The following is a 23,203-nucleotide window of genomic DNA, read 5'->3' on the forward strand; positions in this document are numbered from 1 at the left end:
GATTGAACTATGGCTGGTCATAGTAAATGGGCAAATATTAAGCGACAAAAAGCAAGAGTAGACGCAAAAAAAGGTAAAACTTTTACTCAGTTATCCCGTGCCATCATCGTAGCTGCACGGAATGGTATTCCCGATCCCGCAGGTAATTTTCAACTACGGACGGCAATTGAAAAAGCCAAAGCAGCAGGAATACCTAACGAGAATATCGAAAGAGCGATCGCAAAAGGAGCAGGGACTTATCAGGATGATTCGATCCTCGAAGAAATTCGTTATGAGGGTTATGGCCCTGGTGGAGTAGCAATTTTAATTGAGGCGTTGACAGACAATCGTAACCGCACGGCTGCGGATTTAAGAGCAGCTTTTAGTAAAAATGGCGGAAATTTGGGTGAAACTGGTTGTGTCAGTTGGATGTTTACTCAAAAAGGTGTGGTGATTTTAGAAGGCGCAATTAATGAAGAAAAATTGTTAGAAGTTTCACTGGAAGCAGATGCAGATAGCTATGAAATTGTAGACGATCCAGAAAATCCAGGTGCAGAAATATTCACAGAAATAACTAATTTAGAAAATCTCAATCAAACTCTCCAAGCTGAAGGATTCCCCGTTAAAGAAGTAGAATTGCGTTGGTTACCGAGTAATACAATTGAAGTAAATGATGAAGAACAAGCTCGTTTTTTACTTAGATTAATTGATGCTTTAGAATCTCTTGATGATGTTCAAAACGTCACAGCTAATTTTGAAATGGCTGAAGAATTAATGACTGCTAGTTTAGTTTAAATGCTCTTTCATTTATTCAACTAAAATTCTTCATCTATAGATGTAATCAAGATTTCTCTAGGAGAGGCAGTTAAAATTTTGTTTCATTCTGTTGTCTAACAAATCGCCTTTACTGCAAAAACAAACCAAATAATTTCCCCAAAGTTAACTCAAAAGCCTTACCAAAATTGGGTACGAGTAAAACATCCTTTACTGCTTCAAAAAATGTGGGTTGTTCCGATTGACAACAAGTTTAATACAAACTATTCTTGTTTAGCTTAGAGCGATCGCATTTAACCTGTCTATAATCGATATGCGATCGCGCTTTGGCTCTAGATTATCTGTAAGACTTGCTAGAACTTATTTATGAAACACAATAAAAAATTAAAGCGAGTTGTCTTCATCAACAAGTTGTAAAACTCTATTGTATAAAGGTTCAGCAACCCAAAATCCAGCTTGATCGATCAAAGCATTCAATAAAGGTTTTACCTCGACAATTAAACCCTGACTTTTTGCTTCAACTAAAATCCCCAAAATTCCCGTGTAGCGTAAATTGAGCCTAGCTGCTACTAACCAACCAAGACGTTCATCAATCAACAACCGCTCGGCTTGAATTTCAACTGCCAGGGCAATTGCCTCGACTTCTCCAATATCTAGTTCATTATTTAATGCTTCCACAATGTGCGATCGCGAACAGTACGAATTTGAATCCAATCAAAAGTTTGTACTTCCGTTGCACCTGCAACAGGAAAATTGGGATCGGTTAGTTCTCGATAAACCGCTTCAGGAATAAAAACTGTTTCGTAAAGTTGATGAAGCAGATGAAGTTGGTTAATCGCAGCAAGATTATTGATAGGTGATGTGTCACTGACAACGATCACAATTTGCCCATCTCCCGCAAGTTTTGAATATCCTGCTCAAAATCTTCTACTCTGTAATGCACGGGAATGCGACGACTAGCAAGTAAGTGTTGAAAAGCAACGCGATGCATTCGGGCAAATCGACTGGCTTGAGCGAGGGTGAGTTTCTCTCTCTGAAAAAGCATGACAGCAATTTCTTGACGCATTTCCGTTTCACTCATGCGGGTTGCAGTTAAAATTTCATCAGGAACAATGATACTCATGGCTAAATTCCTCGCTAATATACCTATTTTACGTCTCTTAGCAGTTGAGAAATTTTACTTTTTCTAAGAGAACGCGATCGCTCTTCACTCCAATAACCAACCAAATAATTCCCCCAAAGTTAACTCAAAAGCTTTAGCAAAAAAAATATCTATTGCTGCTTCAACCAATAACGAGTCAATCTAATGTTTAGCCTTCGTAATCAGTATCGATTTCTACCTCAAGAGTGTCTTCATCAACTCGCACGTAGAGAATATTAGGACGACAACATACTTGACAGTCTTCTATATATGATTGTTGTGTTCCTGCACTGATATCGACAAAAGTACAATTGGGTTCGCCACAAAAAGCACAAAAAAAATCAGCCGTAGTTTGCATCAGAGATCGAATATTAAAACGTTTAATTTAATTATCCTAAGTAATTGTTTAAAATAAAACGCGATCGCTCTTTACTCTAATAACCAACCAAATAATTCCCCCAAAGTTAACTCAAAAGCTTTAGCAAAATCGGGTACAGGTAAAACATCCGTTGCAATTTCAAAAAATGCAGGTTGTTGCGATCGCCAATAAACTAAGACAGACTTTTCTTGAGGATCGATTAACCATCCTAATTGTGTACCATTGTCTAAACAATGAAGAATATTTTTTGTCACTCTAGTTTGGCTTTGTTCGGGAGATAAAATTTCAATTGTCCATTCTGGTGCAGCTTGAAACGAATCTGCTATTTCACCATTATCGTCGCGCGGTATCCTGTCCCAAGTAAATACAGTTATATCAGGTACAGTAGAACGTCCATCAAAAGTACATCTTAGTTCTGGAAAAGCCCTGGCAATTTTTTGTGGTTTGAGTGCGTTATTGAGAGCAGTTGTAAGTTCCCCTTGGATCGTGCTGTGTTTTCCTTTTGGCATTGGTTTTTGAATAATTTTCCCATCGATATATTCACTAGCGGGCTTGGTTTCTGGTAATGCTAAAAATTCTTCTAAGGTAATAGGTTTAGAGGTTGTTGTAACCATAGCGTCATTTGCCATTGGATGTTATAGTTACCTAGATCTTATTTTATATATCAATAGAATGAATAATTATTCGTGTGTGTCAAATAGCGATCGCATAAAATAAAATGTGTGTGAGGTTATCTGTAAGAGCGAAACGGTAGATATATTAGCTCAAATTAACCGCTATCTATATGATCTTTTGGTAGAGTTGATAACAAAATGCAAATCGAACCATATCACCCCAGCTACCTTGATGCTGTTATCCGTCTTTCGCTTCGGGCATGGACTCCTGTATTCGATTCGATTCAGAACGCGATGGACACTGATGTTTATCAGGCATTCTATCCCAATGATTGGCGTGTAAGCCAACAAAAAGCTGTTGAAGATGTCTGCGCTGCTGAAGACACAAATGTCTGGGTTGCTATCGATGCGGGTTCTACTGTGGGTTTTATAGCCGTGAAACTACACTCAGAGGATAGCATGGGTGAAATCTACATGGTTGCTGTCGATCCAGACTTTCAAGGTCAGGGTATTGGCACTGCTATGATCAAATTTGCTCTTACTTGGATAAAAGAAGCTGGGATGTCTGTTGCTATGGTTGAGACTGGAGGAGATACTGGTCATGCTTCAGCACGTCACACTTATGAAAAAGCAGGCTTTAGTTTGTTTCCAGTTGCCAGATATTTTAAAAAGCTCTAATTTATAGATATTAGTCTCAAGATCTGCTTAGTTTGTTGTTTTATTAATCGCGATCGCCTTATTCTAATTAGATTAGCTCTTTGGTAAATTCTGACAAGTTATCAAAAGACAACAAGTCCATTGAAATTTTTTTGTTGAAAAAGTTAATTTAAAGCTAGAGCGTTTGTAACCAAATTTTTAACTTGACAATATATGAAATACAGGCTTGGATGCCAACTTGATTACAGTCTTGCTTCTGTCAGCACTTTTATCTTCAACATCTGTGCAGTTGAAAATGAATCTCAAACTATTATTGAGGAAAATCTTCAGATCGAACCTCAATTAGAATACGAAGAATATGTTACTCCTTTTATCAATAATCGTTATCTACGATTAACTGTGCCTGAAGGCAAATTAAAAATTTCTTATCAAGCAACTGTAGACTTAACTTTTACGAAGGAAAATCCTCATGAGATTACTGAAGTACCTCCCTCAAACTTACCATTAGAAACTTTGTATTATCTTTATCCCTCGCGTTATTGTCAGTCTGACAGACTAATGCAACTGGCACAAGACGAGTTTGGCAACTTAGAACCTGGATATTCCAGAGTTCAGGCAATTTGTGACTGGATTTATAATAAAGTTACTTACTTATCTGGTAGTACAGACTCTCACACCTCTGCTTATGATATCGCCGTAGAACGTGTTGGTGTCTGTCGAGATTTTGCTCATTTGGGAATTGCTTTTTGTCGTGCTTTAAATATTCCTGCTAGGTTTGTTGCCGTCTATGCTAATCAATTACAACCACCTGATTTTCACGCTTGTTTTGAAGCTTATTTAGAAAATCGCTGGTACTTATTTGATGCTACCCGTCTTGCACCACGGGAAGGATTTGTGAAAATTGGTACAGGAAAAGATGCAGCAGATGTTTCTTTTGCCACCGTTTTTGGTAATGTTCAAATGGACAATATGAAAGTAGATATCGAACAGGTAGCAGAAGAATTACGTCAACCTGCAACTGGCGCAGATGCCAAAAGAAAGAGCGAATCTCTCGTGTATGTGCCTGATGAAAACTTTTAAATACAACTAATGATCTAAGAAGCTTTAAGAGTAGAAGAGAAAAGTAGCAAAAAAAAATTTGATTTTTTCTTAATCGACAACTAACACCGCTGCTCCATTAATTTTACCTGAGCGTAAAGCTTCTAAAGCTTGATTAGCTTTACTTAGAGCAAAAGGAGTTACTTCGGTATGAATGGGAATCTGAGGGGCTAGAGTGAGAAACTCTTCTCCATCTTGGCGAGTGAGGTTAGCAACTGAGCGTAAAACTCGTTCTGACCATAAAATTTCATAGGGAAAGGAAGGGATATCGCTCATATGGATGCCGGCGCAGACAACCACACCTCCTTTAGCTACTGCGTGTAAGGCTGCTGGTACTAAATTACCAACAGGAGCAAAAATAATGGCTGCATCCAATTCATCAGGTGGTAATTCCTCAGAACTACCAGCCCAAACTGCACCTAAATTAAGAGCAAATTGTTGTCCTTGAGTATCGCCCCGACGAGTAAAAGCATAAACTTGCTTATCTTGATAACAAGCTACCTGGAGCAAAATGTGAGCAGCAGCACCAAAACCATAAAAACCCACACGTTTTGCATCCCCAGTCATTTTGTAGGAGCGATAACCGATTAAACCAGCACATAGTAGAGGGGCTGCTTGTAAATCTGGATAGTCATTGGGAATAAAGAAACAAAAATTTTCGTTAGCTACGACATATTCAGCATAACCACCATCTAGATTGTAGCCTGTGAATTGAGCGCGGTCGCAAAGATTCTCTCTTCCAGATAAACAATAACGACAACAGTTACAGGTAGAACCTAACCAAGGTACACCGACACGGTTGCCAGGAATAAATTTGCTGACTTTTGCTCCTACTTGTTCTACTATTCCAACAATCTGATGTCCTAAAATCAGAGGTAACTTAGGGTGAGGTAATTCGCCATCTACTATATGTAAATCAGTACGACAAACTCCACAAGCTCGAACTTTTAATAAAACTTGTTCTGGTTGAGGAGTAGGCACAGGTAACTCAACTTTTCGTAAAGATTGACCTGGTTCGTTAAGAATCATAGCACGCATGGCTTCTAACCCCAATGCTGTAACAAGATTATAGCGATTAGCTAGTAGAAATTCGATTATTTTTTAGTGGCAAATTTATTTTTGTGTTTGTCAGAGGCGAACGGCTTCCTTCTGTAGTGAACACCGTTTAATTTGGTATCAATTGAAAACTGCTGTAATTGAGAGAAAAGCTTGAACTATTTTGTAGCTAGAAAAGTCTATCTTTAATGGTGATCTGAATTATCTAAATAAATAATTACCATGAAACATTGGGAGGGAACTTTCCCTGGTGCAAATGGACTTAATCTTTACTGCCAAAGTTGGCATCCTCAAACTTTAGCTAAAGCGGTTTTAGTAATTATTCCTGGACACGGTGGACATAGTGGTATTTTTACTAAGATGATCAAATATCTAATTGAACGCGATTATATCGTCTATAGTTTTGATTTGCGAGGAAACGGGCGATCGCCTGGTCAAAGAGGTTATATTAATAATTGGGCAGAATTTCGAGCCGACTTAAAAGCTTTTCTTCATTTAGTTAAAACCAAAGAACCAGAACTTCCATTATTCGTTATTGGTCAAAGTCTTGGAGGAACAATTGCTTTAGACTATGTGTTACGAGAACCATCAAACCAACTAAAAGGATTAATTTTGATAGCACCAGCGTTAGGATTAGGTGTTAATCCCTGGAAAATTCTTATTGGCAAACTATTATCACGTATTTTGCCTCATTTTTCTCTAGATACAGGGATAGACTTCTCCGCTAGTTCTCGCGATCCTGAAGTAGTAGCTGCTTGCGCCCAAGACACTTTACGTCATAGTCAAGGTACTGCCAGATTAGCAACAGAATTGTTAAAAACAATTGATTGGATTTATCTTCATGTGACGGAACTACAGATTCCTCTTTTGATTCTTCATGGTGGCGCGGATCGAGTCACTTTGTCAGAAAGCAGTAGACTTTTTTTTGAACGCTTGACTTTAGCTGATAAAGAAATTCGAGAATATCCTGATAGCTATCACGAACTTCACAACGATTTGAACTATCAAGAAGTACTAACAGATATAAAAGATTGGTTAAACAGAAATTGATAATTTTATTGGCACAATTGCTTTCTAACCCAACTGCGAAAAGCTTTCATTCCTTTATTTCTTCCCTAATTCTATTAACTTCTAAAAGCATAATCTTTTTCTAATGCGATCGCGTTATTAATTAAATTTTTCTACAGAATCTATTTATAACAGTTGCACTAAAGGTTAGCTCTCGTCATACTGATGACACTGTAATGTCATATTTATTCGTCAGAATGTAAATCAAAACACATTAATAACTGACAATATGCACAAAAGATTTCCTTTCAAAACGATTTTGACGAGTTTAATTGGAACAAGTATTGCTAGTAGTTTCATGGCGTTACCCGTTCGAGCTAATCAAGATAATCTCGTTAATGAAGCGATCGCAACTGAAACAATTTTCAATCAAAACACTTATGCTTATAGTAATAGCCCAAGATATAATGAACCCTCAGACAATTTTAAAAATCTTGTTGGTTTAACTGGTTTGGCAATCGGAACGGGTGTGATTGGTTGGCATCTGGTTAATGCTTACAAGCCTTCTTTGGTCAACTCCATACCTGCGATAAATAACAATAATTCTTCTCTACTTGATCGCATTAGCCCCAAGTTGCGTCAGGAACTATTAAGATTAGTACACAATCGACAAACAGCTAACCGTCTTTTATCTGGAACTTTAATTTCTCATCCAGATCGTTCCCCCAATTGGGTAGCAGAAAAAGTGATTTACGATCTTAAACGCGATCGCTGATCTTTAATGCGCCTGCGGAGCAGACCGCGACTGAAAGAAGCGAACCTCTCGCTAATTCACCTAAGTGATAAATAATAAGTTTTTTATTTATAGGAACAGAAAATAATTAGCTTAAATTGATAACTAATAACTGGTGTACAGACGTAACATATTACGTCTCTACTGATAACTGATAACTGATAACTGATAACTGATAACTGAAAAATGGATCACGCCCAACCAAAACTAGATTTTATTCCTCCCACTTTTAATCCTTTTGTTTTACGGATGGTTCATTTGTCTTTGCCAATGTTGCAAAGATTCCGCGTACAACCGTGGTTACCAGCAGGAATTAGCCCAATTGAAACAGTTAATGGAGAAACTTTAGTCGATCTTTACCATCAATTTCAGAATAACAAAATTCGCCTCATCTTAGCCTTTCGTCATTGTGAAGTAGACGATCCACTTAGTGGTTTGTATTTATTTTCCCGTGCAATACCTAAACTTGCTCGTCAACAAGGTATTTCTCTACAATCTCCTATTCACAGTCATTTTATGTATGACAGGGGTATGACAATTTGGGCTGGTAATTGGTTAGGTTGGTTGTTTGCCCAGATAGGAGGTATTCCCGTGCATCGGGGTAAAACTCTAGATTGGCAGGCGATTAAAAAAGCTAGAGAATTATTAGTTAATGGTCGGTTTCCACTCACAGTTGCTCCTGAAGGTGCTACCAATGGTCATAGTGAGGTTGTTAGTCCCCTTGAACCTGGTGTTGCTCAATTAGCTTTTTGGTGTGTTGAAGATTTGGCAAAAGCTAAGCGTGTAGAACAAGTTGTCGTTGTTCCAATTAACATTCAGTATCGTTACATTAATCCTCAGTGGTCAAAGCTAGATTGGTTGTTAAGTAAATTAGAAGCTGATTGTGGTTTAGCTAAATCAATCGAGGTTGCCAGCACAGAAAAACCCGAACAATTTTATTATCAACGTTTACTAAGATTGGGTGAATATTTGCTGACAGAGATGGAACATTTTTATCGTCACTTTTATCATCGCCATTTTCCTGATTTACCTCAATCCCTTAGTCGAGAAGAAAATTTAACTGTCAGACTTCAAAATTTACTAGATCTTTCTTTGCAAGTAGGAGAAGAATATTTTGGTTTAAAACAAAAAGGAAATATTATTGAACGCTGCCGTCGTTTAGAAGAAGCTGGTTGGAATTACATTTATCGCGAAGAACTAAGTAACTTAAAAAGTTTATCTTCTCTCAAACGAGGTTTAGCTGACTTGATCGCAGCAGAAGCTAGTTTACGAATGTTACATATGCGCTTGGTAGAAAGTTTTGTCGCAGTTACAGGTACTTATATTCAGGAAAAACCTTGCTTTGAAAGATTTGCCGAAACCAGTCTCATTCTCTTTGATGCGATCGCCAGAATTAAAGGCACTAGAAATCCTCGTCGTCCCCGCTTAGGCTGGCGTAAATCAAGAGTTACCATCGGAGAACCAATTTCTGTCAATCAAAGAGCGATCGCATACCAACAAAATAGACAAGGGGCTAAACAAGCTGTTGCTCAATTAACTCACGATTTACAGATTGCTTTAGAAAAGATGATTGTTTAAATTACTCAAATACTGTTTGGGAACTGCTTCCTCTAGATGAATTAGGAAAATGTAATCCTAAAAGTATATAAGATAAATTATTTATATTGCGATCGCGACGCAAGGAGCGAACTTCTCGCTTCCCGCCTCGCTCCTGGGCGAGATCGCACGCAATTTTCGGTATATACTTAAAATAAACATAGTATATATAAAATATGCCTATTAAAATAGCTAAATGGGGTAATAGCTTGGGTATTCGTATCCCAAAACACTTAGCTGAACAAGTACAATTGCAAGAAGGAGATGAAATAGAAATATCAACAGCAGAAGACAAACTAATTGTTACTCCTCTCAAGCGCAAGAAATATACTTTAGAGCAATTACTCGAAGGAATGGGAGAAGAGAATTTGCACTCGGAAATAGATTGGGGTGAAGCGACGGGAAAAGAACAATGGTAAAGTATTACATCCCAGATAGAGGAGACATTATCAAACTTTCATTTAGTCCCCAACAAGGCAAAGAACAAGCAGGAATAAGACCAGCATTAGTAATTTCCCCTGTTGCATATAATCGTATCTCTCATTTTATCCTAGCTTGTCCAATTACCAGCCAGGTAAAAGGTTGGCGGTTTGAAGTTGTTTTACCCCAAGGATTAAATACTTATGGTGTTATTTTAGCCGACCAAGTGCGGTTATTAGATTGGCAAATTCGTCAAGCAAAGTTGATCGAAAAAGCACCATCAGAAGTTATTGAAGAAGTATTAGCACGTTTATCTCCTTTAGTGTCATGAAAGAGAATAATAAACTTAATTAAGTGTCGGAAAGACTATACCACAATCTTTTTGGCTAACCCTAGCATCTGAAGTGCTTTAATTGCCCACCAGGTTACATCAATTTCCCACCAACGCTGTCCCGCCTTTGCCACACGAGGATGAGCGTGATGATTATTATGCCAACCCTCTCCATAAGTTAAAATAGCTGCCCACCACAGATTACGAGAATTATCTTCAACTGGGAAATTTTGATATCCATCACGATGACTAGCAGAGTTAATTAACCAGGTGCTGTGCCACAGTAAGACGGCTCTGAGGAAGATACCATAAATCACAAAAGACCAGCCACCTAAACCGTACAAGATTAGTCCTAAAATAACTTGTAGTAAAATAAAATTTTTATTCAACCAACGATAATAGGGATCTCGGTCTAAATCTGGAGCAAACTTTTTATAAGATTCATAAGAAAAAAACTCTTCCCTTGGATACAATAGCCAAAGCATATGACTCCACCAGAATCCCTTTTTAGCAGAATAAGGGTCTTTCTCTTCATCTTCAGTATAGGCATGATGTATTCGATGACCAGCCACCCAAAAAATTGGACCTCCTTGAAGTGCCAGCGAACCTATAGTTGCTAAAATATATTCAAGCCATTGCGGTACTTGAAAACTTCGATGAGTCAACAGGCGATGATATCCTAAACAAATTCCAATGCTACCAAATAGCCAATGAAGGAAAATCATCACACCCAAAGCTGACCAAGAAAAGAACCAAGGGGCTAGCAATGCTAAAGCGTGAATTGTAGAGAATAAAGCCACACTTTTCCATGAGAGAACAAGCTGAGACTTTCTCTCAGGAGAAATTGCCGTTTGTGTCATTATCTAATTTTGTCCTTAAAATACTTTAGATTAGCGAATGTAAGCAACTTCTAGCGGATGATGGCGGAAATACCTTACATCTGTAATGCTTGTCTGTACCTCATTGGGCTACACTAATCTTTTTTTGGGGATTATCTGTAATTTGAAAGAGATATGCAAGTGCTACTTACATTTTGCAGTTTAACAAGTTTTGACTAGCATTGCAAGTGGAACTTACATTTTTTTATTTATGTCTGCCCAAAAAAAATCAACTAAAACCCGTCTCATCGAGGCTGCACTAGATTTGTTTGCAGAAAAAGGAGTTACCGAAACGACAACGAAGGCAGTTGCCGAACGCGCCCAAGTCAATGAAGTTACTTTATTTCGTCATTTTGGTAATAAACATGGGTTACTTTTAGCCGTGATGGAAGATTCTGCGATGTTTGCTCGCTTAGGCAAAGCTTTAGTCGAACAAGCTAATTCAAAGGAAAGTGTTTCTCATGCCCTCAAAGATTATGCCAAGGTTAGTTTACAGGCTCTGGAACGAGTTCCTGAGTTAGTCCGTTCCCTAGTGGGAGAAGCAGGTCAATATCCGGTTGAAAATCGTTTAGCATTAGGACGAGGAGTTGCCCAAGCTAACACTTATATTGCCCAACATTTAGCAAAAGCGATCGCTATTGAAGGATTACAGAGTCGTTTTCCCCCAGAAAAATTAGCCAGTTTACTGAATGGACTTTTGTTGGGTTATTTTGTAATCAATTCAATCAGTGAAGGAGATCCGCTTTGGGAAGGACAAGATGATTTTTTAGAGAGTTTAATGGAGTTATTTTTACAGGGTGCAATTCTGTCTCCAATAGCAACATCTGTGACTACTGCAACAAAGACTTATTCCGCTCAAGTAGCGACAGTGACGGATTTACCAGCTAATTTAGTCCACTCAATCTTCCAACAAGCAAAAAAACAAGGAAGACAAGATTATGCTTTGGTTTATCTTTTGTTTGGAGCAGGTTTATCACCTCAAGAAGTGATAAATTTAAAGCGATCGCATTTAATCAGTGAACCGCAGCAATATCTTTTAGAGATTAATGGTAATCCTATACGACAAGTTCCCCTCAATCAATGGATTATGGGAAAACGCTATGGTTTTTCTCAAAACAATCCCTTAACTCAGTGGTTGAAAAGCCGTAAAGATAACCAATTAACTATGTTTATCAATCAAGAACAACAACCTTTGTCTGAGTCGGAATTACAAGCTTTATGGCAAGATTGGACTGAAGGTTTACTTACGCCTCAAGGTGAATCTCCAAGCATAGAACAAACTCGCCAGACTTGGTGTGTCGAAATGTTGCTCAAAGGAATTGAGTTAGAGGATTTAAGTATTTTGAGCGGTATAGAAGTCGAGGATTTACAACCCTATGCACGAAGAGCTAGAGAAAAGTTGGCAATCGAACAAGCGCATCTTCTTGATCAAAAACCTTAATTTTTGATAATAGTTGATTGTTGATTGTTGAGACCTACGGTAGTGCGCTTCGCTTATGTTAATGGTTAATTATTCATCCCTCATCATTCATAACTTTTTACTTTTTACTTCCTGCTCACTGATAACTGATTTTAAATGTATCGCTCTAACCTGATCGTGGTAAGGATTTTTTCATCCAAATAGCTAAAAAAGTTAGAAAGAATAAGCCCATTATTCCTGCAATTGGATTACCATCAATTCCTGTGATCCAAGTAGGAACTCTATTAGTATAGGTTAACAAATTGCCTACATTAAGAATATAATAAGCCCAAACCAAACCACTATGAAGACCAATACAAATTCCTAGTCTGTTTCGATGTCCCCATTTTGCCCAAACTAAAGTTAAGCCTAAAATAAATAAAGCAGGAAAAGTAATTAAAGTTCTAATTATTTCTGCAATTGGTTTCATAAAATGAGCTAAAGCAAAAACAAAAGCATTGATAAAAACAACTTTCTTTTTCGGATAATCTTGTTCTAGCTCAGTTAAAATCCAACCGCGAAAAACTAATTCTTCAGCTAAAGCAATTCCTAAAGCACTAAGTAAACCTTCTAAAACTATTCGTAAAATAAATTCTGAAGCCCCATTAAACTTTACCCAACCAAAAATTGCTTCTAACCCAAATAAACCCCAACAAAAACAAAAACCGATCGCTAGTCCTTTTAATAAATTCAAACCATTATTTTTTGTCCAAACTAAACCATAATGTTTGAGGAAATTTGGTTGTCGATAAAAATATTTACCCCAAATCCAAGACAGAATTAAAAACTCAATAAATAATAACCCCATTGTGAGAATCGTAACTAAATTGGGGTCATTTTTGAGCAATAAATAAATTGGTGCTGCTAATGGTAACCAGATTAGCAACAAAACTAATAAAAAAACTCCTATTCTCAGTGGTGCTGGATAGGAACTTACTTTTTTAAAATGCGATCGCAATAGCTTAAAACCTTTCTCAAATAGGCAAAAAAACAGTTAACAGTGATTGGTTACCAATTAACCATTAATTATCAACCATTAAGGCTCAACCAGGGAAATAAACTGTATCTGATTAAATGAGAAAAACTATATCTCTTATTCATCAGGCTCAATTGTACTAGTTAAACCGTGATTACAAAGAGTTTCACAATAAAATTCGGCGTGTTCTAAAGTACAAATAATCACCAAACCAACCCCATTAGTATGAGCTTCCATCATAATGTTAACGGCTTGGGGTTGAGTCATTCCTGCAATGGTTTGCATCAGCGTTTCAACGACATACTCCATACTATTGAAGTCATCGTTGTGAAGTAAAACGCGATAACGAGGTGCTGGTTTGCGTACTGTCGAAGTTGAAGATTTTTCAATAATAGACGTTCCAACAGACACGACTCTTCTCCCTAAAAAATTTTCTAAACTGTACTAAAGATGATTCACGAAAAATTTCAATCGGTTTAATTTTATATTATTCCGTCCCCAATCAGGACAATTGAACCTTTGCTCACGGTTCTTAGTTGTCTTTTGTTTTCCAAGAGCGATCGCTTGACTACGACTACTTTTGTCAGGATAACTCAGGTTTAGTTAAACTGTACAGTAAAAAAGTTAATAATATTTAACATCTCTGGAAGTAATGACGAAAACTGTAGTTATTGAACCACCTTCTTTCCCTGGAACTTATTGGCAATGGCGAGGACATTCAATTTATTATGTTCAAGCAGGGGAACAGCAAACAGGAAAACCACCAATCCTTTTGGTACATGGTTTTGGTGCTTCAACTGATCACTGGCGCAAAAATATTGCAGGTTTACAAAAAAATTGGCAAGTTTGGGCAATAGATTTATTGGGTTTTGGGCGTTCGGCTAAACCAAATTTACAGTACAGTGGTGATTTGTGGCGCGATCAACTTGATGATTTTATAACCGAAGTGATTAAACAACCAGCAGTTTTAGCTGGTAACTCTTTAGGTGGTTATGCTTGTTTGTGTGTTGCTGCTCAACGTCCCCAATCAGCAGTAGGTTTAATTTTACTCAATAGTGCTGGGCCATTTTCAGATAGTAATCCCAATCCTAACCCAAATAATAAAGCTTCTTTTCGACAACTAAGGGGTAACATGACTCGTTCGATTCTACTCCAACCTTGGGCTAGTTATTTTCTGTTTCAGTTTATTCGTCGTAAAAGTAAAATTCGCCAAACTTTAGAACAAGTTTATCTTGATCGCAGTGCTGTTACCGACCAACTGGTAGAAGATATTTATCGTCCCTCTTGCGATCCTGGTGCGCTGCAAGTCTTTACCTCTGTTTTCAAAAGTCCCCAAGGAGAAAAAGTCGATCATTTACTTCAACAGATGCAATGTCCTTTGTTAATGTTGTGGGGAGAAGGCGATCCTTGGATCAATTCCAGAGCAAGAGGTGCAAAATTTCGCCAATATTATCCCAATCTAACCGAATACTACCTCAAAGCTGGTCACTGTCCTCACGATGAAATCCCCGATCAAGTAAATAATTTAATAGATTCATGGATTTTATCTGTCAGTGATTCAAATGATTAATTGCTTAGTTCTTAATATTTTGTTACAAATGAAGAGGACTGTCGCTCTATAAGTAGCTTTATGTTTGGTGGCTTTGTTGGCTTTAATAAGGATCGAGGCGGTGATTGGGGAGAAAATCTACTCAATACCGTAGCTAGTAATACCATCCGCCACTTATTTACTCGTAGCGAGTTAGTAGAGGTTGAGGTTCGCTGTCATCCTTCTAGTAAATTGTTACAAGGAACGATTGATAGTTTTAAAATGAGTGGTCGTGGCTTGGTAATTCGTCGTGATTTTCGTACCGAAGAGATGTCTTTTGAAACGGATACAGTTGCACTTGACTTTAGTTCGGTATTACAAGGTAAAATCTCACTAAAACAACCAACTCAAGCGATCGCACAAGTTAAATTAACCGAAACCGATATTAATAAATCATTTAAAGCGGATTTAGTGAGGAAAAGATTAGAAAATCTTGATTTACCTGCTTTAACCGAAATTTCAGGCGGTGAACCTGTATCTTTTACCGATGTAGAAGTACAGTTATTACCCAACAATAGCATCCAACTTTTTGCTAAAGCCTCTTGGAGCGAGCGCAGTATTCCTGTTAGTTTTCGTTGTACTTTAGAAGTTGCCAGAAGAAGAAAAATTATTTTTGGTAATCTTCAGTTTGATCCCGATCCGATTCCCGAGGAGTTACAGGAACTATCCCAAAAACTTACTACTGCTTTGGGAGAAATTCTCAATGAAATGGTAGATCTAGACCGATTTGATTTAGATGGGGTCACTATGCGACTAAATCGCTTAGAAACCGAGGGAAAAAACCTTTTATTTAGTGGTTATGCTCAAATTGAGCGAGTTCCTCAAGTTGGCTAAAGCTAAAAGTTACATAACTTAGCAACTTTTAATTAAAAATAAATTTTGTTACAATTTCTTTGCTCAATCATCTAGGAGTAAAAATACTTTGCCCCATACAATTGTTACTGAAATTTGTGAAGGCGTAGCAGATTGCGTCGATGCTTGCCCCGTTGCTTGTATTCATCCAGGACCAGGAAAAAACGCCAAGGGTACAGAATGGTATTGGATCGATTTTGCTACTTGTATTGATTGTGGTATCTGTTTACAAGTATGTCCTGTAGAAGGTGCGATCGTGGCGGAAGAAAGACCTGATTTACAACAAACACCTTAATCTTAAAAGTTTGAGCGGTCACGCTCGCTTAACTCCAGAATTTCATCGTATTCAAAATTATGAACTAATCTGGTTAGTCTGTCAGCCAAAGCAGAATTATGATGAGAAATCTGCTCAATCAACTGTAGAATTAATTCTCCATCAACTTCAACCGCAGCCTGATGAAGTCGCTCAATCCACTCAACAGGCATATTTTGAATAGATGTAGCGCATGATTTTGTTTGTGTTTGGGTAATTGCACCTTTAAATCTGGGAGCAGATAATACTGTTGGTAAAGAGTTATCCTCACTTAAGAGTACTGGCAAATAAAATTTTAAAATTGTTCCTTCTCCCACAATACTACTAACAGAAATATCTCCTCCTAGTAAACGAATAAATTGGTTACTAATAGCTAATCCTAATCCCGTACCCTCATGCTCTTTAGGAACTTTTTTAGCTTGAGCAAAAGCATCAAAAATTGATTCAAACTCAGAAGCAGCAATACCACAACCAGTATCTTCCACTTCAAAAGTAAGAGTCATTTGTGGTTGATGAGCAGTACCCTGGGTTAAAAAGGTAGAGCTTGCGTTGATACCTTCAATTGTGTTTGATTGAGCTTTGGTACTAAAACTGAAGGCTGCTACTCGTAGAGCGATCGCGCCAACTTGAGTAAATTTAAGAGCATTACTAAGGAGATTAATTAAAACTTGACGTAATTTTTGTTGATCGGTTTGGATAAATTGAGGAATATTCGCATCGCATTCAAAAGAAAGCTGTAAGTTTTTAGCCTCCGCTCTTGGTTTAAACATTACTTCCAAATCATTCAGCATTTGGTAGAGATCAAAGCTTTCTAATTGAAGAGTAACTCGTCCTGCTTGCAGTCTAGACATTTCCAAGACATCATTGATCAAAGTTAATAAATGTTCCCCACTACTGTTAATAATCTCCAGATTCTGTTGATGTTTCGGATTCAAAGAGGAATCTTGTAACAATAATTGAGTAAAACCAAGGATCGCATTGAGAGGAGTTCGCAATTCATGGCTCATATTTGCCAAAAATTCACTTTTTGCCTGATTAGCAGCATCAGCAGCTTGTTTAGCTTGAAGTAAAGCTGCGGTTCTTTGTTCTACTCTTAATTCTAAATCTTGATTAGTTCGGTCTAAATCCACAAAAGCAGCTTTTAACCGATGAGTCATTTCATTAAAAGATTCAGCCAGTACTTCTAATTCTTTAATTCCTTTAACTCTAACAATCGGATATAAATCAGTAGCTGTATTTCTCAAGCGCGCACTTTGAGCAATAATTTTACTAACCTGACTCAAGCGTAAAATAGGTTGAGCAAGAATACGAGAGGTTAAAATACCGACCATACTAGCTAAAACCAAAGCTAGCAAACACAACCAAATGGTCATCCGACCGTTAGCATGAATCCCTCGCATAAAATCTGCTTCTGGGACTACAACCACAATCAGCCAATCTAAACCCAATTGATCTTGATAGGGTAATACCTGTACCAATTGTTTTTTGCCATCGAGTAAAAAATCTACTTGTTCTGCCTGATTGATTCGATTAAGATTTTGAAAATTTTTGGTTAAATATCGAGCCGTATTTTTGAGCACAGGATTGCCACTATCAGTAGCTTTAATGCTTTGCTCCCTTAAATTAGGACCACTATGAATAAAAGGTTCTTCATCGGTAGAAGTAGCAATCAAAAAACCATTTCTATCTACAATAAAAATTTCGCCGTGAGGACTAATCTCAATGTTTCTCAGTACATCGCTAATTAAACTAAGAACTAAATCAACACCAACTACCCCTTGAAAATTTCCTTGTCTGTCATATAAAGGTCCTGAAGCAGTAATTCCTAACTCACCACCAGTGAAAGTATAAACCTCACTCCAATTACGGCGTAAGGTTTGAATAGTTTTAAGATACCAAGGTCTAAGGCGGGGATCATAGCGATCGCTTTCAATTAATTTGCTTCTTTTTCCTTGAGCATCTAACAAATATGCTTGGCGTTGGGGTACTACTTCTACAGGTTTAGCTATTAATGAACCATTGGGTTCTTTTTTTACATAAGCAAATTTCCCCTGTTCATTGCCTAAATAAATTGCATAAACAGAGTTAAACATTTGAATTTGTTGCCAAAGATGTTCTTCTAAAGCGAGAAATTCTGCAAAAGATAATTGTTCTAATTTGACTGCTTGTTGATTGAGTTCAACAATTAATTGGGGTTTTTCTAAATAATTTTGTAGTTGTTGTTCAACACTGACAATTACTTTTTCACGTAATTGAGTGGCTACTTGGTTAACTGTTTGTTGTCCATTACGAAAGGAAAAATAGCCTACTAATCCAACTATGACAAAGATCTGTAGCAAAAAAGGAATAGTAAGAACGTTTTGTAGAGAAATTTGACTAAAAATTGCAGATTTTATCCGCTTTGGCAGCTTGGCTGACATAGTTTGCTAGGCTATTGTTTTGAAGTTTAGTCGCAATTAGGAATTAGTTTTGTAAAATTTAGAAAAGGTTCGATTAATATTGTTGCATAAGACTATTGGTTAACTTTAATAATTTAGTTACTTCTATTATTTCAGTTTAATACCTTTTACTTTGCTTCCCTATTTCTTCCCGATTTCATTAAATTGGCAAAAAATAAATCAGATAAAATCTTAAAATAATATTTAAAATAGCTAGATTGTAATTTGCAATTCTGCTAACAGATCAAAGCTAATCTTTAATCTTAAAAAACTAATTTGAATTTTAGTAAAAATTAAATTGGTTGAACCTAAATTAATTATTGAATAAAAAAATAGGTTGAATTAACATTAACTTAATCCAACCTGAAAAACGGTTTTTAATATTGATACAGCCAATCTGGTAAAAAGTACAATATTTGTCAAGCTTTTTAATTATTAATTATTTAGCATTTTGACGATACCAATCAATTGTATTTTTTAATCCTTGCCTAAATTCTGTTTGAGCTACAAACCCAAATTTTTCTTGCGCTCTAGTCGTATCCAAACAGCGACGAGGTTGACCATTAGGTTGATCTGTTTCCCAAATAATTTCTCCATCAAATTCCATTAATTCACAGATTAATTGAACTAAATCTTTAATGGAAATTTCATAGTTATTTCCTAAATTAACTGGTTCAGATTCGTTATAGTTTTGAGTAGCCATAACGATGCCCAATGCTGCATCTGTAGAATACAAAAACTCACGAGTAGGACTACCATCACCCCAAACGGGTAATTGCTTGTCACCTTTTTGCTGTGCTTCGTAAACCTTACGAATTAAAGCAGGAATAACGTGAGAACTACGGGGGTCAAAATTATCTTCAGGGCCATACAAGTTTACTGGTAAAAGATAAATCCCATTGAACCCATACTGCTGACGATAAGATTGTAATTGTACCAGTAGAGCTTTTTTAGCAATTCCGTAAGGAGCATTAGTTTCTTCGGGATAACCATTCCAAAGATCGTCCTCATGAAAAGGAACGGGAGTAAATTTGGGATAGGCACAAATAGTTCCTACGCAGACAAACTTTTTTACTCCTGCTTGATAAGCAGCATGAATCAACTGCGTTCCCATCATCAGGTTATCGTAAAATAATTCGGCGGGTTTTTCTCGATTTAAACCAATTCCCCCCACATGAGCAGCTAAATGAATAATAATATCTTGGTGTTCGGCTGCTCGTTTACAATTATCAAGGTCACGGAGGTCGCAATCACGCGATCGCGTTACAGTAATTTTATCAGGATTTGCTCCAGCTACTATCAATTGGTTGATAACTTGCTTCCCCAAAAAGCCTGCACCACCAGTAACCAGAATTCTTTGCTCGCTCAAACTTAGCATTATTTTCCCAATCTTTGGTGAATTACTTATGAGTAATCATACATTTAATTAATTTAGTCTACGGTCACTGCAATACCTTGACGAATTGAAGCATTATCAATTTCGCCTTTACTACCACTAGGAGTAGGAAGACCCAAAACAGCTAAATCTGCGTCTACCATTAATTTAACTAAACCTTCAAAAGTCACTGAGGGTTGCCAACCTAACTTCTGCTTGGCTTTGGCAGGATCGCCGATTAGTAAATCTACTTCAGCAGGACGTAAATAACGAGGGTCAAAAGCAACATAATCTTGCCAATCTAAATTGACATAACTAAAAGCAATATCTAAAAACTCGCGAATTGAATGAGTTTCTCCTGTCGCTACTACATAATCATCCGCTTCTTCCTGTTGAAGCATCAGCCACATTGCTTGAACATAATCTTTAGCATAACCCCAATCTCTTTTAGAATCTAAATTACCTAAATAGAGTTTCTTTTGAGTACCAGCGACAATTCTGGCTAAAGCACGAGTAATTTTTCTAGTAACAAAAGTTTCTCCTCGACGAGGGGATTCATGATTAAATAAAATTCCGTTACAAGCAAACAAAGAATAAGATTCACGGTAGTTCACTGTCTGCCAATGAGCATATACTTTCGCACAGGCATAAGGACTGCGAGGATAAAAAGGAGTAGTTTCTTTTTGAGGAACTTCTACCACTTGCCCAAACATTTCCGAAGAACCTGCTTGATAAAATCGAACTTCAATTCCAGTTCTTCTTTGATAGTCTCGAATAGCTTCTAAAATTCTAAGCGTTCCCATCCCAACCGAATCGACTGTATATTCAGGCGAATCAAAACTAACCCGAACATGGGATTGCGCTCCTAAATTATAAATTTCGACAGGCTTAACTTCTTCTAAAATGCGTCTTAGAGTCGTACCATCAGTTAAATCACCATAATGCAAAAATAATCTTGCTTCTGGACTGTGAGGATCGACATAAATATGATCGATTCTATCTGTATTAAAAGTAGAGGTTCTGCGGATAATGCCGTGTACTTCGTAGCCCTTTGCTAATAAAAACTCGCTCAAATAAGAACCATCTTGACCTGTAATACCTGTAATTAGGGCGCGTTTGGGTTCACTCATGCTAGATTTCCAAATGATGTAGTTAAATTCCAGGTTACTGACTGCTGCTGATTTACAGTCAAGAGACTGGCTGATTGTTTTTACTAAATTAACCTAAAAATCTACCGATTACCTCTAGGAAAATTATATTTTTCCTAATCTGTCGATAGATTTGTAAATCAGTTTGGCTAATCTTAGTAGGCACCATTATTACGAGGAAAAATAACGATACCAATAGTTTTAATCACAATCCATAGATCTAGCAACCAATTATGGCTAGTTGCATAGTACACATCTATGTGAACTCTTTTTGGATAAGGAATATCATTTCTACCTGATACCTGCCACAATCCAGTGATTCCTGGTTTGATTGTCAATACGGTATTAATTTTATGACCGTATTTATATATTTCTTCTGGTACTAAAGGTCGGGGTCCCACCACACTCATATCACCAATCAGAACGTTCCAAAACTGAGGAAATTCATCGAGACTGGTAAGACGAAGGAATTTGCCAATTAGCGTTATTCTGGGGTCTTGTTTTAATTTAAAACTCTCTTCAAATTCATCTCGCATTTGAGGTGAATCTGCCATGATCATTTCTAGCATTTCGTCCGCATTATTCACCATAGTTCTAAATTTGATACAACTGAAAGATTTGAAATCTTTACCAATTCTTTTTTGGACGTAAAAAATTGGTCCTGGTGAACTAATCGCAATTAAACCAGCTAAAACAAAATAAATTGGGGAAAAGAAAATTAATACAAATAACGAAAAACAAATATCAAACAAACGTTTAGTAAAATTTCCGTCTAAAGCTATTAAAGACAGGGTTTTTGGTTTTTTTAAGTTAATGAAAGAGTTTAAACCTCTTTTGAAAAACCCTTGTACAAGCTTGACGGAGATGGGTTGGCTGTTAACAGTCATCTCACTCCTTACACATCACATCACACCACACAGTCCCAATCATAAATCCAGAAAGCCAAAAATATGGAGCATCTGGTGACAGAATCTAATTATATTTTGTCAGTTTCAAAACTGAAATTCCCGATAACAGTCATCGACAAACTCCAGATAGGACTTTTTAAAGATTTTCGGGTTAAATTTGTCTGCTTGCAAGCGACAATTTTCTGGATCAATTTGACTTTGTAATTTCTCAAAGGTTTCAACGGTTTCCACAATAGCTTCTGGTGTTTGTTCTCTAAAGAATAAACCAGTTCCTGATTGTGGGTTGTGACGAATATCTTTGACAGTTTCTAAGGCACCACCTCCTCCGTAGGCAATCACAGGCGTACCACAAGCTTGTGCCTCAACTAAAGCAATTCCGAAATCTTCACAAGCAGCATAAACAAAGGCTTTGGCTTTTGCCATGTATTCTGTCACTACTTGAGTAGGCTGAAAACCTAAAATGGTGATATTCGGCTTTGCCAATTGACAAATTTGTTTCAGTTGAGAACCTTCACCAATAATAACTAAAGGTTTTTGTAATTGATTAAATGCTTTGACAATAATCAGTATCTGTTTATAGCTGACTAGACGAGACACTGTTAGATAAAAATCTTCTTTGTCAAATTGTACCGAAAAGCGATCGCTCTCGACGGGAGGATAAATCACTTTTGCCTGTCGACGATAACAACGCCAGATCCTACGAGCAGTATGATTGGAATTGGCTATAAAATAATCGACTCGGTTGGCAGACACAACATCCCATTGACGTAGTTGATGTAAGATATAGCGAGTCAAAATTCCAGGAATGCCTTTTCCTGCTCTACTTTCGTTGAGATAATCAAAGGTTAAATCCCAAGCATAACGCATTGGAGTATGACAGTAACAAATGTGTAATTGATTGGGACTGGTAAGAACTCCTTTGGCTACTGCATGGGACGAGGATAAAATTACATCATATTGTCTTAAATCTAATTGCTCGATCGCCAGTGGTAATAAAGGCAAGTATTTTTGTACGCCGTTACGAGCTAAGGGAAAATGTTGCAGAAAGGTTGTACCAATAGAGCTTTGATATAGGTAGCTTTGGGGATTAACTGATTCAAAATCAATTAAGGCGTAAAGGTCAGCGTCAATATATTTGAGTATTTCTTTGACTACTAACTCTGACCCTCCTGTTGCTTTTGGGGTTAACCATTCATGAATTAGAGCATATTTTAATTCCACAGTTGCTTGGCTACATACTACCTTTTTTAATTAAAAATATAGCTGGTTAATAACTTGGTTTAAGCCAATTAAACTTAGCTAAATCTAAATCTAAAATATCATATATTTTAAGCAAGTAATTATTTTACAAAAAAAATTGGCTGAATAAATAATCTGAAAACTAAAAATAAATTAAACAATCCAATTGTCAACTTTGTAAAT

General features: G+C 37.0%; 24 protein-coding genes and 1 pseudogene. 12 read left to right on the plus strand and 13 right to left on the minus strand.

Going from position 1 to position 23,203, the window contains the following annotated elements; genetic code table 11:
• Positions 1–9 precede the first annotated feature (9 nt).
• On the plus strand, positions 10–774 hold the full coding sequence (locus STA7437_RS17165; protein ID WP_015194656.1) for a YebC/PmpR family DNA-binding transcriptional regulator: 765 nt from the start codon (positions 10–12) through the stop codon (positions 772–774).
• 363 nt (positions 775–1,137) lie between these two features.
• Here the strand turns inward: STA7437_RS17165 and STA7437_RS27720 are convergent.
• The 4 genes and pseudogenes from STA7437_RS27720 to STA7437_RS17185 form a co-directional block, all read right to left on the minus strand.
• A pseudogene (locus STA7437_RS27720) lies at positions 1,138–1,634 on the minus strand (DUF3368 domain-containing protein).
• Complete coding sequence (locus STA7437_RS17175) at positions 1,631–1,876, minus strand: UPF0175 family protein (RefSeq protein ID WP_015194657.1); 246 nt, start codon at positions 1,874–1,876, stop codon at positions 1,631–1,633. The pseudogene STA7437_RS27720 and the gene STA7437_RS17175 overlap by 4 nt, the downstream one beginning before the upstream one ends.
• A 187-nt stretch (positions 1,877–2,063) precedes the next feature.
• Positions 2,064–2,252: a CPXCG motif-containing cysteine-rich protein gene (locus STA7437_RS17180; protein WP_015194658.1), complete on the minus strand. Its 189-nt coding sequence runs from the start codon at positions 2,250–2,252 to the stop codon at positions 2,064–2,066.
• Positions 2,253–2,323: 71 nt separating this feature from the next.
• A complete protein-coding gene (locus STA7437_RS17185) occupies positions 2,324–2,887 on the minus strand; it encodes a Uma2 family endonuclease (protein ID WP_041620129.1) in 564 nt (187 codons plus the stop codon).
• A gap of 198 nt (positions 2,888–3,085) precedes the next feature.
• Between STA7437_RS17185 and STA7437_RS17190 the strand changes: the two genes are divergently transcribed.
• Both STA7437_RS17190 and STA7437_RS17195 read left to right on the plus strand, forming a co-directional pair.
• The gene (locus STA7437_RS17190; RefSeq protein WP_015194660.1) at positions 3,086–3,565 is read left to right on the plus strand and encodes a GNAT family N-acetyltransferase; all 480 of its coding nucleotides are present in this window, start codon (positions 3,086–3,088) and stop codon (positions 3,563–3,565) included.
• 192 nt (positions 3,566–3,757) lie between these two features.
• The gene (locus tag STA7437_RS17195; protein ID WP_015194661.1) at positions 3,758–4,624 is read left to right on the plus strand and encodes a transglutaminase-like domain-containing protein; all 867 of its coding nucleotides are present in this window, start codon (positions 3,758–3,760) and stop codon (positions 4,622–4,624) included.
• Positions 4,625–4,693: 69 nt separating this feature from the next.
• Here the strand turns inward: STA7437_RS17195 and STA7437_RS17200 are convergent, their stop codons facing one another.
• Complete coding sequence (locus STA7437_RS17200) at positions 4,694–5,680, minus strand: zinc-dependent alcohol dehydrogenase family protein (RefSeq protein WP_015194662.1); 987 nt, start codon at positions 5,678–5,680, stop codon at positions 4,694–4,696.
• A 240-nt stretch (positions 5,681–5,920) separates the two neighbouring features.
• On the opposite strand from STA7437_RS17200, the gene STA7437_RS17205 reads away from it, so the two are divergent.
• The 5 genes from STA7437_RS17205 to STA7437_RS17225 all read left to right on the plus strand — a co-directional run bounded on the left by STA7437_RS17205 (position 5,921) and on the right by STA7437_RS17225 (position 9,846).
• Positions 5,921–6,748: an alpha/beta hydrolase gene (locus tag STA7437_RS17205; RefSeq protein ID WP_015194663.1), complete on the plus strand. Its 828-nt coding sequence runs from the start codon at positions 5,921–5,923 to the stop codon at positions 6,746–6,748.
• A gap of 247 nt (positions 6,749–6,995) precedes the next feature.
• A complete protein-coding gene (locus STA7437_RS17210; RefSeq protein ID WP_015194664.1) occupies positions 6,996–7,481 on the plus strand; it encodes a hypothetical protein in 486 nt (161 codons plus the stop codon).
• Between the two features lie 204 nt (positions 7,482–7,685).
• Positions 7,686–9,077, plus strand: a complete 1,392-nt coding sequence (locus STA7437_RS17215; RefSeq protein ID WP_015194665.1) for a 1-acyl-sn-glycerol-3-phosphate acyltransferase — start codon at positions 7,686–7,688, stop codon at positions 9,075–9,077.
• A 194-nt stretch (positions 9,078–9,271) separates the two neighbouring features.
• Positions 9,272–9,514, plus strand: coding sequence for an AbrB/MazE/SpoVT family DNA-binding domain-containing protein (locus STA7437_RS17220; protein ID WP_015194666.1), 243 nt, complete (start codon positions 9,272–9,274; stop codon positions 9,512–9,514).
• The gene (locus tag STA7437_RS17225; protein ID WP_015194667.1) at positions 9,508–9,846 is read left to right on the plus strand and encodes a type II toxin-antitoxin system PemK/MazF family toxin; all 339 of its coding nucleotides are present in this window, start codon (positions 9,508–9,510) and stop codon (positions 9,844–9,846) included. The genes STA7437_RS17220 and STA7437_RS17225 overlap by 7 nt, the downstream gene beginning before the upstream one ends.
• Positions 9,847–9,881: 35 nt before the next feature.
• Here the strand turns inward: STA7437_RS17225 and STA7437_RS17230 are convergent, their stop codons facing one another.
• Complete coding sequence (locus STA7437_RS17230) at positions 9,882–10,706, minus strand: acyl-CoA desaturase (RefSeq protein WP_015194668.1); 825 nt, start codon at positions 10,704–10,706, stop codon at positions 9,882–9,884.
• A gap of 229 nt (positions 10,707–10,935) precedes the next feature.
• Here STA7437_RS17230 and STA7437_RS17235 point away from each other — a divergent pair, with 229 nt between their 5' ends.
• The gene (locus STA7437_RS17235; RefSeq protein WP_015194669.1) at positions 10,936–12,165 is read left to right on the plus strand and encodes a TetR family transcriptional regulator; all 1,230 of its coding nucleotides are present in this window, start codon (positions 10,936–10,938) and stop codon (positions 12,163–12,165) included.
• Positions 12,166–12,310: 145 nt separating this feature from the next.
• Here the strand turns inward: STA7437_RS17235 and STA7437_RS17240 are convergent, their stop codons facing one another.
• Complete coding sequence (locus STA7437_RS17240; RefSeq protein WP_015194670.1) at positions 12,311–13,141, minus strand: CPBP family intramembrane glutamic endopeptidase; 831 nt, start codon at positions 13,139–13,141, stop codon at positions 12,311–12,313.
• Positions 13,142–13,276: 135 nt separating this feature from the next.
• Positions 13,277–13,570, minus strand: coding sequence for an ATP-dependent Clp protease adapter ClpS (gene clpS / locus STA7437_RS17245; protein ID WP_015194671.1), 294 nt, complete (start codon positions 13,568–13,570; stop codon positions 13,277–13,279).
• 241 nt (positions 13,571–13,811) lie between these two features.
• Between clpS and STA7437_RS17250 the strand changes: the two genes are divergently transcribed.
• The 3 genes from STA7437_RS17250 to STA7437_RS17260 all read left to right on the plus strand — a co-directional run bounded on the left by STA7437_RS17250 (position 13,812) and on the right by STA7437_RS17260 (position 15,894).
• Positions 13,812–14,729 carry an alpha/beta fold hydrolase gene (locus tag STA7437_RS17250; RefSeq protein ID WP_015194672.1) on the plus strand — a complete coding sequence of 306 codons (918 nt, stop codon included), beginning with the start codon at positions 13,812–13,814 and terminating at the stop codon, positions 14,727–14,729.
• Positions 14,730–14,789: 60 nt separating this feature from the next.
• Entirely contained in the window at positions 14,790–15,581 is a 792-nt protein-coding gene (locus STA7437_RS17255) for an LmeA family phospholipid-binding protein (RefSeq protein WP_015194673.1), read from the plus strand.
• An 88-nt stretch (positions 15,582–15,669) separates the two neighbouring features.
• Positions 15,670–15,894 (plus strand): indolepyruvate ferredoxin oxidoreductase subunit alpha, encoded by a 225-nt coding sequence (locus STA7437_RS17260; RefSeq protein ID WP_015194674.1) that lies wholly within the window; start codon positions 15,670–15,672, stop codon positions 15,892–15,894.
• Between the two features lie 2 nt (positions 15,895–15,896).
• On the opposite strand, the gene STA7437_RS17265 is transcribed toward STA7437_RS17260, so the two are convergent.
• The 5 genes from STA7437_RS17265 to STA7437_RS17285 all read right to left on the minus strand — a co-directional run bounded on the left by STA7437_RS17265 (position 15,897) and on the right by STA7437_RS17285 (position 23,002).
• Entirely contained in the window at positions 15,897–18,332 is a 2,436-nt protein-coding gene (locus tag STA7437_RS17265) for a sensor histidine kinase (RefSeq protein ID WP_015194675.1), read from the minus strand.
• Between the two features lie 457 nt (positions 18,333–18,789).
• Positions 18,790–19,728, minus strand: coding sequence for a GDP-L-fucose synthase family protein (locus STA7437_RS17270; RefSeq protein ID WP_015194676.1), 939 nt, complete (start codon positions 19,726–19,728; stop codon positions 18,790–18,792).
• A gap of 53 nt (positions 19,729–19,781) precedes the next feature.
• Positions 19,782–20,855, minus strand: a complete 1,074-nt coding sequence (gene gmd, locus STA7437_RS17275; protein ID WP_015194677.1) for a GDP-mannose 4,6-dehydratase — start codon at positions 20,853–20,855, stop codon at positions 19,782–19,784.
• 173 nt (positions 20,856–21,028) lie between these two features.
• The gene (locus STA7437_RS17280; RefSeq protein ID WP_015194678.1) at positions 21,029–21,760 is read right to left on the minus strand and encodes a sugar transferase; all 732 of its coding nucleotides are present in this window, start codon (positions 21,758–21,760) and stop codon (positions 21,029–21,031) included.
• A gap of 105 nt (positions 21,761–21,865) precedes the next feature.
• Complete coding sequence (locus tag STA7437_RS17285; RefSeq protein ID WP_015194679.1) at positions 21,866–23,002, minus strand: glycosyltransferase; 1,137 nt, start codon at positions 23,000–23,002, stop codon at positions 21,866–21,868.
• Positions 23,003–23,203 lie beyond the last annotated feature (201 nt).

It is taken from the genome of Stanieria cyanosphaera PCC 7437 (genome assembly GCF_000317575.1).
Lineage (GTDB): Bacteria > Cyanobacteriota > Cyanobacteriia > Cyanobacteriales > Xenococcaceae > Stanieria > Stanieria cyanosphaera.

Coding starts and splice junctions, on each gene's coding strand:
- STA7437_RS17230 (WP_015194668.1), bottom strand. CDS start 10,706: ATGACACAAACGGCAATTTCTCCTGAGAGAAAGTCTCAGCTTGTTCTC.
- STA7437_RS17165 (WP_015194656.1), top strand. CDS start 10: ATGGCTGGTCATAGTAAATGGGCAAATATTAAGCGACAAAAAGCAAGA.
- STA7437_RS17190 (WP_015194660.1), top strand. CDS start 3,086: ATGCAAATCGAACCATATCACCCCAGCTACCTTGATGCTGTTATCCGT.
- STA7437_RS17265 (WP_015194675.1), bottom strand. CDS start 18,332: ATGTCAGCCAAGCTGCCAAAGCGGATAAAATCTGCAATTTTTAGTCAA.
- STA7437_RS17225 (WP_015194667.1), top strand. CDS start 9,508: ATGGTAAAGTATTACATCCCAGATAGAGGAGACATTATCAAACTTTCA.
- STA7437_RS17250 (WP_015194672.1), top strand. CDS start 13,812: ATGACGAAAACTGTAGTTATTGAACCACCTTCTTTCCCTGGAACTTAT.
- STA7437_RS17200 (WP_015194662.1), bottom strand. CDS start 5,680: ATGCGTGCTATGATTCTTAACGAACCAGGTCAATCTTTACGAAAAGTT.
- STA7437_RS17185 (WP_041620129.1), bottom strand. CDS start 2,887: ATGGTTACAACAACCTCTAAACCTATTACCTTAGAAGAATTTTTAGCA.
- STA7437_RS17255 (WP_015194673.1), top strand. CDS start 14,790: ATGTTTGGTGGCTTTGTTGGCTTTAATAAGGATCGAGGCGGTGATTGG.
- STA7437_RS17180 (WP_015194658.1), bottom strand. CDS start 2,252: ATGCAAACTACGGCTGATTTTTTTTGTGCTTTTTGTGGCGAACCCAAT.
- STA7437_RS17195 (WP_015194661.1), top strand. CDS start 3,758: ATGAAATACAGGCTTGGATGCCAACTTGATTACAGTCTTGCTTCTGTC.
- STA7437_RS17280 (WP_015194678.1), bottom strand. CDS start 21,760: ATGACTGTTAACAGCCAACCCATCTCCGTCAAGCTTGTACAAGGGTTT.
- gmd (WP_015194677.1), bottom strand. CDS start 20,855: ATGAGTGAACCCAAACGCGCCCTAATTACAGGTATTACAGGTCAAGAT.
- STA7437_RS17270 (WP_015194676.1), bottom strand. CDS start 19,728: ATGCTAAGTTTGAGCGAGCAAAGAATTCTGGTTACTGGTGGTGCAGGC.
- STA7437_RS17175 (WP_015194657.1), bottom strand. CDS start 1,876: ATGAGTATCATTGTTCCTGATGAAATTTTAACTGCAACCCGCATGAGT.
- STA7437_RS17205 (WP_015194663.1), top strand. CDS start 5,921: ATGAAACATTGGGAGGGAACTTTCCCTGGTGCAAATGGACTTAATCTT.
- STA7437_RS17220 (WP_015194666.1), top strand. CDS start 9,272: ATGCCTATTAAAATAGCTAAATGGGGTAATAGCTTGGGTATTCGTATC.
- STA7437_RS17215 (WP_015194665.1), top strand. CDS start 7,686: ATGGATCACGCCCAACCAAAACTAGATTTTATTCCTCCCACTTTTAAT.
- STA7437_RS17235 (WP_015194669.1), top strand. CDS start 10,936: ATGTCTGCCCAAAAAAAATCAACTAAAACCCGTCTCATCGAGGCTGCA.
- STA7437_RS17210 (WP_015194664.1), top strand. CDS start 6,996: ATGCACAAAAGATTTCCTTTCAAAACGATTTTGACGAGTTTAATTGGA.